This is a genomic window from Olivibacter domesticus, assembly GCF_900109575.1.
GTDB lineage: Bacteria > Bacteroidota > Bacteroidia > Sphingobacteriales > Sphingobacteriaceae > Olivibacter > Olivibacter domesticus.
The window spans coordinates 26,449-39,215 of the sequence record NZ_FOAF01000012.1; the positions used below are offsets into that span (position 1 = coordinate 26,449).

The following is a 12,767-nucleotide window of genomic DNA, read 5'->3' on the forward strand; positions in this document are numbered from 1 at the left end:
TATACTTATTTATTTTTTAACATTTTAATTTTTTCAATTATGCAATAGATACGCAAACATGGGCTTTAGCAAAATATCAGATGATACTTTAGCCACATTAGGTGTTACAGTTATCACCGCGATGACAGATAACCCTCATTTTGAAACGCCTTTACCAGCATTGGCTGATGTACAGTTAATTGTTGACGATTTTCGCGATAAGTTAGCCAGTACCCGAAAAGGAAGCCCACTGAATACCAGTGAGAAAAATCACAGTAGACAACTGTTAGAAAGCGAACTTAAAAAATTAGCCTTCTATGTTAATACAGTAGCAAACGGTGCTCTTCACATTGTTTTAAGTTCTGGTTTCCCGGCAAAACAGTTGCGCACATCAATGGATATTCCTTTGTTTCCTGAACGGCTACGTCTCTTGGACACTCCACAAAGCGGACAACTGCGCTTTGATTTTAATATGGCAAAAAGTGCTTGGGAATACGAATACAGCTATGCTACATTTGTAGATGATAACGGTATACCGCAATGGGGTAACATTTTGACGACCACATCCTCGCGCAACAATATCATTGCCCCTTTAGAAGCGGGGAGCATCTGCCGTGTACGAGTGCGATCGCGCAATGGCAAAGGCGTGAGCGACTGGAGCGAACCTGTTAGCCGCATGGCCAGGTAATTCTTGGGGACGGGCAGAAGCTCGTCCCTGCTTTATTAGGTTTTTATTACACCTATCTAAACTAGTATTCATGGCTTTTTAATATATTGCTGCTGTTTTTTCAAGGAAACTTATGTTTGAGGTATTATTTGAACACATTGACAAAAAAATTACGCTTACAAAAGAGGAAGAGAATAAATTAACACCGTTTTTCATTCCAAAAAAGTATCGTAAAAGACAATATGTGCTTCAGCAAGGAGATATATGTAAGTACATAGCTTTCGTAGAAAAGGGTATGCTCCGATCTTTTCAAGTAGATGATAAAGGTAATGAGCACGTTATTCAATTTGCACCTGAAGGTTGGTGGATTGCCGACAATTACAGCTTCTTAACAGGGAGTCCCAGCAGTTACGACATTGATGTACTGGAAGATGCCGAAGTATTACTAATTACCCAGACCGCTCTGGAGGAAATGCTCCAAGCTATTCCCGTGATGGAACGTTACATGCGCATACTCATGCAAAACAGCTTGATTAGTATGCAGAACCGTATTGCCTGTACACTAGGTTCAAATGCTGAAGAACGGTATCAGGGAGTGCTCAAAGCATTACCTAATATAGCCCAACGGGTTCCCCAACATATGTTAGCTTCTTTTTTAGGCATCACCCCTGAAACCTTGAGTAGAGTAAGAAGGCAGTTATTAAAAAATAGTTGAATTGTTGCGTGGTCAAATATGTTGAATTGTCATTAGATTCCGCACTAAAATCTTGATCTAAATCAATAAATTTCTTATTCTATATCAAGGGAGAAAAACCTAATGGGCGCTACCTTTGTAGTGTTAAATCAAAGGAGCAACATGATGAAGACAAAACAGACCATAGCTATCATCGGTGCAACCGGAAGTATGGGAACTGCCATAGCAAAATGCTTGGCTCAAGCTTCTTACCGTTTACTATTAATGGGGTCAGATGAAAATAAGCTTCAGAACTTACAAGATAATATAAAACAGTTGAATGCAGCCGCCGACGCAGATTGGTTACTGTGCCCTATAGACGCCAGTTGGGAAGCGGATATTATTATTCTAGCAGTTCCTTATATAGCGGAGAAAGAACTAGCACCAAAAATAGCGGCAGTAGCTACGGGAAAAATTGTGATCAGTATATCCAATCCAATAACCGCCGATTTTACAGGGTCATTACTGCCCGATCATACAAGTGCAGGAGAAGAATTGCAGCAGCTCTTACCACATTCAAAAATAATAAAAACTTTTAATACCACTTTTGCAGCCAATTTTGGTCAGCCTGTATTTGCAGGGAATACTGCCGATTGTTTTCTTGCGGGAAACAGTGACGAGGCTTTACAGCAAACGGCGGTGCTAGTAGAAGCAGTAGGATTTAAACCAATCATCACCGGTGATATAAAGAAAAGCCGCACATTAGAGAATATGCAGATTCTTCTTATGCAATTGGGCATAAAAAATCATTATAACTGGCGCGCCGGTTGGAAAATCCTACATGATTAAACGGGATATTATTTCCCATGGGTAAACAAGCAATTATTAAGCATTTTGGCAGGAGAAATAAGTATGAACAGTCTAGGCGCATTTAATCAATATACCGATTCATTAAAACAAGATGGTTACTTAATGCCGGTACTTTTTATCGGTCATGGATCACCCATGAACGGTATCGAAAACAATATATATAGTCAAACATGGGCAGCAATGGCAGAAAAGATCCCTACACCAAAAAGTGTGTTGGTCATTTCCGCACATTGGTTAAGCAAAGGAACTCAGGTAACAGCGATGGATTTTCCAAAGACGATACATGACTTCGGTGGATTCCCTAAAGCATTATACGAAGTGCAATATCCGGCCCCTGGAAACCCAAATTTAGCAGCTGAGACGGCAAAATTAATCAAAAGTACGGACGTAGTGCTCGATCATGATTGGGGACTAGATCATGGCGCTTGGACAGTTATTCGTCACATGTATCCAGATGCCAGCATACCCGTTCTTCAATTAAGTATAGACTACAGCAAAGATGCCCGTTACCATTATGAATTAGCAAAACAGTTATACGAGCTAAGAAAAAAAGGTGTACTTATTATAGGCAGCGGCAATATGGTGCACAACCTGCGTATGGTTTCCTGGCAGCATATAGATGAAGTTAACTATGGTTATGATTGGGCTGTTCAAATGAACACTATTTTTAAAGACCTGATAGCTAACGGTCACCATGATAATTTAATTCGATACGATCGATTAGGAAGCGAAGCATTACTGGCCATACCAACGCCCGATCATTATTTCCCGCTTATATACACACTTGCCTTACAAGGCAAAAAAGATGACGTACAGTTTTTTAATGACTATGCCGTTGGCGGATCTTTAACCATGACATCAGTGAAGATTGGTTGAACGGTTAAGTCGGCAGAATAGTAAAAAGCATCAACATATTTAGTACTTAACAATATCTTGATACTTGATACTTGATACTTGATACTTGATACTTTAAAAAAATAAAATAAACATGATGAAAATTGCATTAATTGGCGCCACAGGATTTGTTGGCAGAGTCGTTTTAAACGAATTATTAACACGTGACGAAGCGGTAACAGCTTTGGTACGCGATCCTTCAAAACTCGATGTTACAGACGAAAAGCTCCACACTATTAAAGTAGATGTAACAAACACAGCAGCGTTAGCGCAAGCCGTAGAAGGTTACGATGTAGTTATTAGCGCTTACAATGCTGGTTGGACAAACCCTAACCTGTACAATGATTTTCTAGAAGGTGCGAAAGCTATTCAAGAAGGTGTTAAACAAGCAGGAGTAAAACGTATTATTGTTGTTGGTGGAGCCGGAAGCTTATATACCACAGAAGGCATACAACTAGTTGATACGCCAGGATTTCCCAATGAATGGAAACCAGGAGCCACTGCCGCACGCGATTATTTAAATATACTCAAAGAAGAAAAAGAACTAGATTGGACATTTTTAAGTCCTGCCCCTGAAATGCATCAAGGTTTACCAAGAGAACGCACAGGTACTTACCGACTAGGAACAGATTATCCGGTGGCCGATCAAAATGGTAGAAGCTGGATCACAGTGGACGATCTCGCAGTAGCTATCGTTGACGAAGCACTTCATCCAAAACATCTTAAACAACGTTTTACTGTTGGATATTAATTGAAACACATCCAATTTGGTATTCATTAAATAGTATAAGCAGGCATACGGTCAGCATTGCATCCAACCGTATGCCTGTCTATTATAATTCACGCCCTATACCACTCGTTCAAGACTTAACCATGCTATCCTTCTTCATATAGACGGACAACTTTAAAGCCTGCAAATTGCAGACAATGTACAATTTCGGAAGCACATAAACCCACTCCTTCCACGATCAAAAGATTGTAAATAGAATCGAAATCTACGGTCCATTTTTTCAAACCTTCGATACCTTTCAAAAGCGGATCAATTACCTTTAAAGCTGAGGTAGTATCTAAACTTGTTTTAAATTTTAACGTTTCCATACAATCTAATTTTATTTATAAACTCATTTATTATATCTCCCAGACCCTATTAAAAGGGTATGGATCATGCAGGTTTTATAATCAGTACCGAAGGTGTTTCGGATAACCAAACGCTTCGTGTTTCAATAGACTTTTTCCAACTGTTCAGGCTGATAATCATTAAATCCTGTTGAACCAAGGATTCCATTTTCATTTTATCACTATGCGTCCATACAATATGTTCAGGCGCAACCTGCTGAATAGCCCTTATTGATTCTTTAAATTCGACATCATGCTTTATCACACCCATCACATCCAATAAAGTGATTTTCACCTGTCCGTTGTGAATAAGTTTCTGTATATAGATCAACAAAAAGCTATCACTTAATGAGAAAACGGGTACAATTACATTTTTTATTCCCCCCAGATTCTTATCGATCAATATGCCTGTAGGAATTTTAGTCGCCTTTAGGATTTGCTTTGTACGTTCGTCAAAGACCCCCACTGTAAATAACTTTTCTCTGCCTGTCAACGTATCATATAGGCGCTCCGGATTGATAACCCGGGTGGTAAATCCTAGAATTTTACCTAAAAAAGTACCTTCAAAAACCGACTGACCAATACCGATAAGCAATAAATCAAAATCGCCTTCATTAGCCATTTCCACAATTTCATCGTCAATACTTTGTGATGGTTTAAAGAGTGATATTACTGGCTGACTAAGGCTATTAGCTTCTTCTTTTATTGGAGCAAAACTTTCCCTCTCATATTCTCCCACATTAAAATTATTAAGCTCATTGCCTGGAGAAAGGTGCAGAGCCGTAATAGTAGCAGATTCTTTAGATTTACGAATCATTGAATGCGCCAAACGAACGAGTAGCCTTCCTGTTGCCGGACTTCCAAAAGATATTAATATATTGTATTTATCTTTCATGCTTAGCGCAACCGAAGTTTCATCCTCTTCATTTTTAAAGAACTTATTGATCAGATCCAATGCTGGCCCTGTCATAAATGTAGTAATGAGCGCCATCAAGACAAGCATAGCAAACATTTGTGGACTAAGGACGCCTAAATCATACCCTATATTTAAAGCGACAAGCTCCATAAGGCCTCTTGTGTTCATCAATGCCCCTATCGTTAAACTACTATGCCAGTTTTGTCCTACAAAGCGGGCAGCTACCGCGCTCCCTACAAATTTACCAACCACAGCCACCAATATAACAATACCGCACATCTGCCACAATCCAGCTTCATTGAGGAGGCCAATTTGCGTTCTCAACCCCGTAAACACAAAAAATAAAGGTAATAATAGCACCAGTGCTACATCCTCTACTTTATCAATAAAAATATTTCTAAAATTGACATTGGCAGGCATAATTACCCCAGCCATAAAGGCCCCAAAGAGCGCATGTATACCGATAACCTCGGTGCACCAGGCAGACACGAGGAGGGTCACAAAGAACACACCAACAATAGGTTTGCTTAACGCCTCTTTGTTGGAATAAATATCTCCCATACGTCTCAAAAACGGACGAACAACTTTCAACATCAGGAAGACATATCCTATAGCAAGTAGTATCGTATACCCAGCACTTAATAATGATCCGGCTTTTACCACCGCAATTACTGCTGCCAATATACACCACGCAGTAATATCATCTGCTGCTGCACATGTAATCACCACCGATCCCAATTTAGTTTTAGTTAAACCCCGCTCCTGAACAATCCTTGCCAAAACCGGGAAGGCTGTAATACTCATTGAGATCCCAATGAAAAGTGCATAAGAAATAAAGCTGACGTGGTCTGGTGCCGATTGCTGATAGATAAAATAAGCCAAGAGCACTCCTAATGCAAATGGAAAAACGATGCTAGCATGGCTAATTACAACGGCCTCATGAGCTTTATTACGCAAAACTTTTAAATCAAGTTCCATACCTACCACGAACATAAATAAGATAAGTCCGACTTGACTCATTACGCTTAAATTACCTAAAGAAGAAGCGGGAAAAAGAAAGGAAGAAAATTCCGGAAAATAGGCTCCAACAACCGAAGGCCCTAACACGATACCTGCTACAATTTCCCCAATTACGGATGGTTGTCCGATTTTTTTACAAACAAAACCAAAAGCTCTTGCTACCAAAATAATAGCAATGATCTGTAAAAGTAAAATGGCAAAGGGGTAGGTAAAGTTATGCGAAAGCGAAGCTAGGAAATGACTCCAGCTAGAAGATTCTGAGCTTGACATATTAACAGAGAGTCTGCCCATTTGAAAAGTCTCTCCTTTAATAATCATTAAATAGATAAAGGCAGAAAGTCCACCAATCACCGTAATATAGAACAATAAATTTTTAATTCCCTTCATAGCAAATATGAGTACGATGCTACTCACTTATGCTAAATTAACACACGAAAGATTTTTTTTATAAGGAACGATAGATTTTTGTAACCAACAAGATGAATTTTGTAATAAACCTAGCTTGTATAATTTTCGAAGAAAGTTTTACGATAATGTTCATTCAATGCAAATTGTAAACGCTTGCCTTCCGTATCCAATATATTAGTATTAATCGTCTCGGAAGTATAAGTAGCAATAACGTGTTTGGCCAGTATAGTTTGTCTATTAACCCGAATGAATATCCTTCTAGGCAACAATTTCATCAGATCATCAAAAGAAATATTTTTGAGGATGATCTCGGTATCGTTTCGAAGCATTGCTCGCTTATCACGCTTATCGGTATCGGCCACTGTGATATATAATAATTCATTAAAATAAAGAAAGGTTTTACCTTTATTACTGTTTATATGTATAAACTCTTCAGGCGCTTCTTGTTTTTCTAAATATAATTTTGCCTTTTGCAAAGCCTTTTCCAGCCGATCCTGCTTAATAGGTTTCCTTATATAATCTATAGCCTCAAGATCAAACGCTTCCGCAGCATATTGCTTGTAGGCTGTAGAAAAAATGACCAATTTCCCTTGAAGGTGTTTAGCAACTTCTAATCCATTTATGCCGGGCATTTCAATATCGAGAATACAAACGTCAAAATCCAAATCATTGATTTCTTTCAAAAATTTCGTTGGGTCATTGTACGCTTTTACCACCTCGACATATTCAATTTGTTCGCACAGGCGCCTTAAATAAGTAAGCCCCGGTAACTCGTCGTCTATTAATACACATCTAACCATAAGGTTCCCGTAGTTTTATTTCCAAATACGTCGTGTATATCCCGTTACCAACAGATTCATTATAACTAAAATCCTGACCGTAAATAGCTTTTAAGCGCTTATTAAAGGTAGGATTTCCCAACCCGCCTTTTACTTTCTCCAAATTACTCCCCGCTTCAATACTATTCGATACAGAAAGCTGAAACCATCCATCTACCAAATCAAACACAATCGATATAAAGGCGTCCTCACGTTGCAGACTAGCATGTTTAAAGGCATTTTCAATGGGATTAATAGTAATCAATGGTGCTATAAGCCCCTCTTCATACAAGCGATTTTCAACATTGATTTTATTTTTAACATGTAAATTAAATAAGGGACTTGTTTTTAATCGGTTTATCTCGATGAGGCTCTTAGTAAACTCAATCTCTTCTTTCAAATTCACATATTGGGTGCTCGATTCGTACAAAATGTAGTCGAGTACATTTGATAATTTATCCAATGCGTAATAACTCTGATAGGCATGGGATTGTATGGCATTAAGTGCATTTTTAAATAGATGCGGATTGAGCTTATATCGGAGTACTTCATCATCTGCAACAGCTGTTTTCTTCTCCAGTTCCTGATAGTTACGTTTTAATAAACCATTTTCACCTTTAATAATACGCAATTTATTAAGCAAAAATATAATGATGATGGTAAGTGTTATAGCTATTGCGATAAAAATAATAAGCATTGGCCATATAGATCTGTTACTAAACAAAATGTACGCTTTTATTAGCAAACATATATAAACTACCGTTATTATGCAATTTTCGTCAAAAACGAAAGGTCTCCAATCGGGGAGATTGAAGACCTTTACTAACCAATTATAAACCTAAATTATGATGATACAAAGATAAGTACCGGAAACGTTCCCTGCAAGTATTTTAGATGTTTTAACATATTTTAACATTCTTCAAATTTAGTGAAAATTGCCCTTCAAATTGGCTCCCAATGCTTTTTACGCATTAATAGCAGGGGCGAAAGAGCGTTCATTTTAGACATTCACATGATAATCTTTTTTAAAAGGTTCTCCTTTCCAAGCTTTTAACATCGTCCATGGTTCAAAAGGTTCCGACCAAAATGAATGTTTTTCAGGCAGCCCCAGTGGCAGAAACGAAAGCGATGTTAAGTACATACTTCCTGTATTACTATAGGTATCAGCCAAACCTTCCTGTTGATTTCCAACAATGCCTAGGCTTAGCCATTCGCCTTTTACGAAAGTTTCTGGTATAAATATCCTTTTCTTAACGGATGTTATTGCACATCGTACCTGCGACGGCTTAATCCACTCCGGTAACCCATCTTCTAATGCCAATTGGACCAAAGGTTGAAAAATGGCCGTTCGGTAGGTTGCTGAACGACCAAAAATAGGATAAGTACCTTCTGGAGAAACCATGCGCTCCAAAAATTCAGCGTACCGCTGCATACGTTTATATGCGAGATCGTATTCTTCCTTTGATCTGCGTTTATGCTGCACATTTACGCGAAGTACATCTATCAACATGGGTTGAATGACATAGCTATTATAATAATCAAAACTGAAAACAGGGCCATCCCCATACCATCCATCACCTTTATACCATTCTTTAATCTTTTCTAATGCATAATCTATTCGTTCTTCCACAAAGTCCTCCCCAACACTAAGTAAAAAGCTTTCTATCATCGCTGCAAAGAGTAACCAGTTACTTTCGTAAGGTTTTATTCTCCGCAATTGTTTAAATTCATGAACGAGCCGTTTTTTTGTTGTATCATCTAATGGTTCCCATAATGCCTTTGGCGCTTTGATAAGGCTCTGCGCTAAAAATGCCGCATCAACCAACGGTTGTGAACCGCTGCTCCAACTTAAATAATCTGGACTTTCGGGATCCACACCATGTGCAATACTGGCTAACAATTGTTTATTTAAACGTTTTCTTATAACATCCTCTTCCCTATTAGCATTCTCTAAAGCGAACCAAGGAGCCAAACCTGTAGACAAACGGCCCAATCCTTCTAAATATCCTACCCCCTTATCTCGATTATCCCAAATAGGACTCACTTGCATATCCATGTTTTTTCGTAAGGTTCCTTTGCTCATATTACTTAACAGAGGACTTGCAATTTTATCCAATAAATCGACCCAATATTTACGGTCGTCTATGCCACTTGGTAGCTTCTCAATTTCGACATCTTTCGTTCCAGCAAATAACTGAGCAGGCTGTATGAATAATCCTGCAACACTGGCGAATGATAATTTTCTTAAAAGGTTTCTTCTCTTCATTATTTATCTTTTCGGTACCGGAAATAACGGATATACTGAATTCAAAAATATACTTTAATTCGATAAACCTGCACATAATTCCTAATCATTTTTGAGGAAAAATATTCATTTAAAATCTCTTCGTCAGCCACCCCAGCGCTTGGTTAGGAGATATCTCTCTTCGATTCACTTCGTTTGATGTAGACAGCCTCCGCATGCCTGGGATATCTTAGTTACACCGTGCTCTACGCGATATGATGGCAGTCTTACAACAATGTCATAAAGATTTGGTAATCTTAAATAAACATTATAGAAATTTCCATTGATTTAATTTGCTGATATGTCACCATTAATAGATAATGACATGCTAACAAAACACGCTTTAAACCACAAAAAATGAAAAAACCAATTTACCTTTTCTCTCTTGTTTTATTCATGTGTTCATGCTCAAAAAAAGAAGTATTGGAAAAGCAAAATCTAGCGCAGGATCTTGCTTCAGTGAACACAAATAGTACATTGACCTTGGCCTCTAATGTATCTGTTGCGTATACCGATGAAAGCAATTTTGTTCAAAATTTAGCTAGTCATGGATTTAAAAGTATTGATCAACTAAGCCTAAATAGAGCAGGGCAAGCTAGCGGGTACAACACGACATACGGCTTTAACATCCCGGCAGATAGGCAGGTTAAAGGATTTAAATGGAACAAAGGTGATCAGGACACCAAAGAATGGAGACCACAGGGTATTACCGGTTTTGCAAAAAACGGAAAAAATTACTTACTCGTTACCTGGTATGGGATAGGTCCTTCCAACATTGCAGGTGTATATAACCAGCACAAAGGAGTTCGTATAAGTCTAGTAGACATTACTAATATGTCCAGTATTACCTATCGCCATATATTATTAGTTCAGAATAAAGCAAATATGACTAACAGCGAACTTTATAGGCCTTCGAATGAATATAGTCAATTGAATGGGTTTGCCCCGGTAACTATACATGCGGGCGGAGTTGCTTATTATAATGACAAAATCTATGTTGCCGATACCCGGTTGGGATTAAGAGTATTTGATTTGACCAAATTTTTAAGTGCTGCTGGTGATCCTAATGAGGAACGCATTGGTATTGAAACGGACGGGAGTTTGAAAGCCTTTAATTATGGTTATGTATTACCACAAATAGGCTATTATAAAATCACAAATGCGAACCCTTTTTCTTGTGTTGCACTTGGTGAGGGGAGCACCGCTAGCGAATTGCGACTATGGACAGGCCAATATTTAGGTGCAGCTGATGGAAAAATCCCTCAGGTATACGGATTTCCTATCAACAGCCAGGGGCAGTTGGTTGGCGCTGTTGAAAGTATTTCTCCACTCGACAAATATGACACCCCTGTTTATGGAATGCAGGGCGTTTACCGCAAACAAACAAAGACCATTATGACAACCACTGGTAACAGTAGCTATGAAGGTTCAACCGCTCGACTGGTGCGATACAATGATGGCACTACTGCCGCTACTCGCTACAGGTGGCCTCATGGTGCTGAAGATTTATATCATGAACCAAACACCGGTTTGCTTTGGAATCTTACTGAATACGAAACCGCAAAATATAATAAGGAAAACCGAACAGTTTTTGCGGTAAGGTATTCGGATTATGACTAGTTAAAGAACCTGGGCAACAGAGGCACCCCTCTCACAATTGAAAGTCCTAGCATTGGAATACACTGCCCCCAAAAGTTAGACATTTTTTGGGGCAGTGTATATGATATACAACCTGTTTTTATTAACGCTTTATTAAAAGCTTAGCTTTTTCCTTTATAGGCTATCCGGTAAACGGTTCCCTGCAAATCATCACTTACATATAAAGCACCGTCGGGCCCCTGCGCAAGTCCGCATGGTTTATGCTGACTGGGACCGGTAGGATGTGCTAAATCAACACCGGCGAAATCATCTGCAAATATTTCCCAATCACCACTAGGTTTGCCATCTTTGAAAGGGACAAAAGCCACGCAGAAACCCTTATGAATTTCGGTCGACTGACCGTGAAAAGCTATAAAGGCCCCATTTTTGTACTTTTCAGGGAACATGTTGCCCGTATAAAACAACATATCATTAGGTCCCAAATGTGCAGGAAATGCCATAACAGGGTCTAAGTATTTACGATCACTTTCTTTTTTTCCATCACCACCAAATTCCGGCGCTTGCAATTGTTTATGTTGCACCTGATCATAGTATATGTAAGGCCATCCGGCATCCGCTCCTTGTGTCAGCTCATACATGGTCTCCGCTGGAAACTTAGCAGAATAAGCGGCATCAAAATATTGTGGATAATTTTCATGGAAAGCGCCTCGTCCATGGTGCATAGCAAATAAAGATTTTGAGATATCATTCCAAGCAAAACCGACAACGCCCTTTAAGCCTGTCGCAAAACGTACAGCATCGGTGTAGCTTTGATTGGGTTTATCTGCCTTGAATTGCCAGATACCGGCAACCGAATCTAGCAAGGGGCAAGATTTTCCATCAGTTGTTTCATTTTTGCAAGCATCAGAATAAGAAGCCACAGCAACATATAAATTGTTGTTATCGTCAATTACCATGGGTTTTGAGCCATCAACAGCCCGAGCTACAAGCCCTGTTACAATAACTTCTGGCTGCTTATCATTAATCACTTTTTGATTTTTATCAAGTTTATAGCGGTAAACAGTTGTATTTGACGAGGTGTACAAATAATCATCTTTAATAAGAATACCAGTACCCGGGTAATTTCCAAAGGAACTTGTTTGATCTACAATACCGTCGCCATCTGTATCTGATAAGCAATAAATTCCTTTACCATCTTTTAACGCGCCAAGTTTTATATAAATATCTCCTGATTTATTGACGGCCAAATGCCGGGCAGAACCTAAAGAATCGGCAACGATAGTAGCCGAAAAACCCGGTTCTAATTTAAGGGGTGCTGATTTTGCTTGGTTAGTTGGTTTGGAGTTACATCCAAAAAGTAGGGTTGCAAAGGCAATGGCCCCAGCAAAATGTAAGAGTTTTTTGTGCATTTTTAAGCTCGTTATTTTAGTGTTTCTGATCTGACACCTAACAATTTAGGCTACGGGGCGTAAAACTAAAAATATCTAGCTATATCTCATGATACAATATGTATTTTTTATGTT

12 protein-coding genes are annotated in these 12,767 nt (G+C 38.8%); 6 read left to right on the plus strand and 6 right to left on the minus strand.

Annotated features, from left to right (window positions below):
• Positions 1-121 precede the first annotated feature (121 nt).
• The 5 genes from BMY50_RS25170 to BMY50_RS25190 all read left to right on the plus strand — a co-directional run bounded on the left by BMY50_RS25170 (position 122) and on the right by BMY50_RS25190 (position 3,834).
• On the plus strand, positions 122-667 hold the full coding sequence (locus BMY50_RS25170) for a fibronectin type III domain-containing protein (protein WP_139202331.1): 546 nt from the start codon (positions 122-124) through the stop codon (positions 665-667).
• A 112-nt stretch (positions 668-779) separates the two neighbouring features.
• Positions 780-1,361, plus strand: coding sequence for a Crp/Fnr family transcriptional regulator (locus tag BMY50_RS25175; RefSeq protein WP_093331395.1), 582 nt, complete (start codon positions 780-782; stop codon positions 1,359-1,361).
• Positions 1,362-1,502: 141 nt separating this feature from the next.
• Positions 1,503-2,168, plus strand: coding sequence for an NADPH-dependent F420 reductase (locus BMY50_RS25180; protein WP_238383890.1), 666 nt, complete (start codon positions 1,503-1,505; stop codon positions 2,166-2,168).
• Positions 2,169-2,231: 63 nt separating this feature from the next.
• The gene (gene ygiD, locus BMY50_RS25185) at positions 2,232-3,065 is read left to right on the plus strand and encodes a 4,5-DOPA-extradiol-dioxygenase (RefSeq protein ID WP_093331399.1); all 834 of its coding nucleotides are present in this window, start codon (positions 2,232-2,234) and stop codon (positions 3,063-3,065) included.
• A gap of 112 nt (positions 3,066-3,177) precedes the next feature.
• Positions 3,178-3,834 (plus strand): NAD(P)-dependent oxidoreductase, encoded by a 657-nt coding sequence (locus BMY50_RS25190; protein WP_093331404.1) that lies wholly within the window; start codon positions 3,178-3,180, stop codon positions 3,832-3,834.
• A 125-nt stretch (positions 3,835-3,959) separates the two neighbouring features.
• Here the strand turns inward: BMY50_RS25190 and BMY50_RS25195 are convergent, their stop codons facing one another.
• The 5 genes from BMY50_RS25195 to BMY50_RS25215 all read right to left on the minus strand — a co-directional run bounded on the left by BMY50_RS25195 (position 3,960) and on the right by BMY50_RS25215 (position 9,627).
• A complete protein-coding gene (locus BMY50_RS25195; protein WP_093331410.1) occupies positions 3,960-4,181 on the minus strand; it encodes a hypothetical protein in 222 nt (73 codons plus the stop codon).
• A gap of 64 nt (positions 4,182-4,245) precedes the next feature.
• Positions 4,246-6,522, minus strand: coding sequence for a cation:proton antiporter domain-containing protein (locus BMY50_RS25200; RefSeq protein ID WP_093331415.1), 2,277 nt, complete (start codon positions 6,520-6,522; stop codon positions 4,246-4,248).
• Positions 6,523-6,632: 110 nt separating this feature from the next.
• On the minus strand, positions 6,633-7,343 hold the full coding sequence (locus tag BMY50_RS25205; RefSeq protein WP_093331420.1) for a LytR/AlgR family response regulator transcription factor: 711 nt from the start codon (positions 7,341-7,343) through the stop codon (positions 6,633-6,635).
• Positions 7,336-8,058, minus strand: a complete 723-nt coding sequence (locus BMY50_RS25210; RefSeq protein WP_093331424.1) for a sensor histidine kinase — start codon at positions 8,056-8,058, stop codon at positions 7,336-7,338. Before BMY50_RS25210 ends, BMY50_RS25205 begins: the two co-directional genes overlap by 8 nt.
• Before the next feature lie 303 nt (positions 8,059-8,361).
• Positions 8,362-9,627 carry a DUF2264 domain-containing protein gene (locus tag BMY50_RS25215; RefSeq protein WP_093331429.1) on the minus strand — a complete coding sequence of 422 codons (1,266 nt, stop codon included), beginning with the start codon at positions 9,625-9,627 and terminating at the stop codon, positions 8,362-8,364.
• Positions 9,628-10,002: 375 nt separating this feature from the next.
• Between BMY50_RS25215 and BMY50_RS25220 the strand changes: the two genes are divergently transcribed.
• Positions 10,003-11,265: a hypothetical protein gene (locus BMY50_RS25220; RefSeq protein ID WP_093331432.1), complete on the plus strand. Its 1,263-nt coding sequence runs from the start codon at positions 10,003-10,005 to the stop codon at positions 11,263-11,265.
• 140 nt (positions 11,266-11,405) lie between these two features.
• On the opposite strand, the gene BMY50_RS25225 is transcribed toward BMY50_RS25220, so the two are convergent.
• Positions 11,406-12,653, minus strand: coding sequence for a PQQ-dependent sugar dehydrogenase (locus BMY50_RS25225; protein ID WP_093331437.1), 1,248 nt, complete (start codon positions 12,651-12,653; stop codon positions 11,406-11,408).
• Between the last annotated feature and the right edge of the window lie 114 nt (positions 12,654-12,767).

What these genes read in the sequence shown, in the direction of transcription:
- BMY50_RS25205 (WP_093331420.1), bottom strand. Translation starts at nt 7,343, where the DNA reads ATGGTTAGATGTGTATTAATAGACGACGAGTTACCGGGGCTTACTTAT.
- BMY50_RS25215 (WP_093331429.1), bottom strand. Translation starts at nt 9,627, where the DNA reads ATGAAGAGAAGAAACCTTTTAAGAAAATTATCATTCGCCAGTGTTGCA.
- BMY50_RS25220 (WP_093331432.1), top strand. Translation starts at nt 10,003, where the DNA reads ATGAAAAAACCAATTTACCTTTTCTCTCTTGTTTTATTCATGTGTTCA.
- BMY50_RS25210 (WP_093331424.1), bottom strand. Translation starts at nt 8,058, where the DNA reads ATGCTTATTATTTTTATCGCAATAGCTATAACACTTACCATCATCATT.
- ygiD (WP_093331399.1), top strand. Translation starts at nt 2,232, where the DNA reads ATGAACAGTCTAGGCGCATTTAATCAATATACCGATTCATTAAAACAA.
- BMY50_RS25180 (WP_238383890.1), top strand. Translation starts at nt 1,503, where the DNA reads ATGATGAAGACAAAACAGACCATAGCTATCATCGGTGCAACCGGAAGT.
- BMY50_RS25175 (WP_093331395.1), top strand. Translation starts at nt 780, where the DNA reads ATGTTTGAGGTATTATTTGAACACATTGACAAAAAAATTACGCTTACA.
- BMY50_RS25200 (WP_093331415.1), bottom strand. Translation starts at nt 6,522, where the DNA reads ATGAAGGGAATTAAAAATTTATTGTTCTATATTACGGTGATTGGTGGA.
- BMY50_RS25225 (WP_093331437.1), bottom strand. Translation starts at nt 12,653, where the DNA reads ATGCACAAAAAACTCTTACATTTTGCTGGGGCCATTGCCTTTGCAACC.
- BMY50_RS25195 (WP_093331410.1), bottom strand. Translation starts at nt 4,181, where the DNA reads ATGGAAACGTTAAAATTTAAAACAAGTTTAGATACTACCTCAGCTTTA.
- BMY50_RS25190 (WP_093331404.1), top strand. Translation starts at nt 3,178, where the DNA reads ATGATGAAAATTGCATTAATTGGCGCCACAGGATTTGTTGGCAGAGTC.
- BMY50_RS25170 (WP_139202331.1), top strand. Translation starts at nt 122, where the DNA reads ATGACAGATAACCCTCATTTTGAAACGCCTTTACCAGCATTGGCTGAT.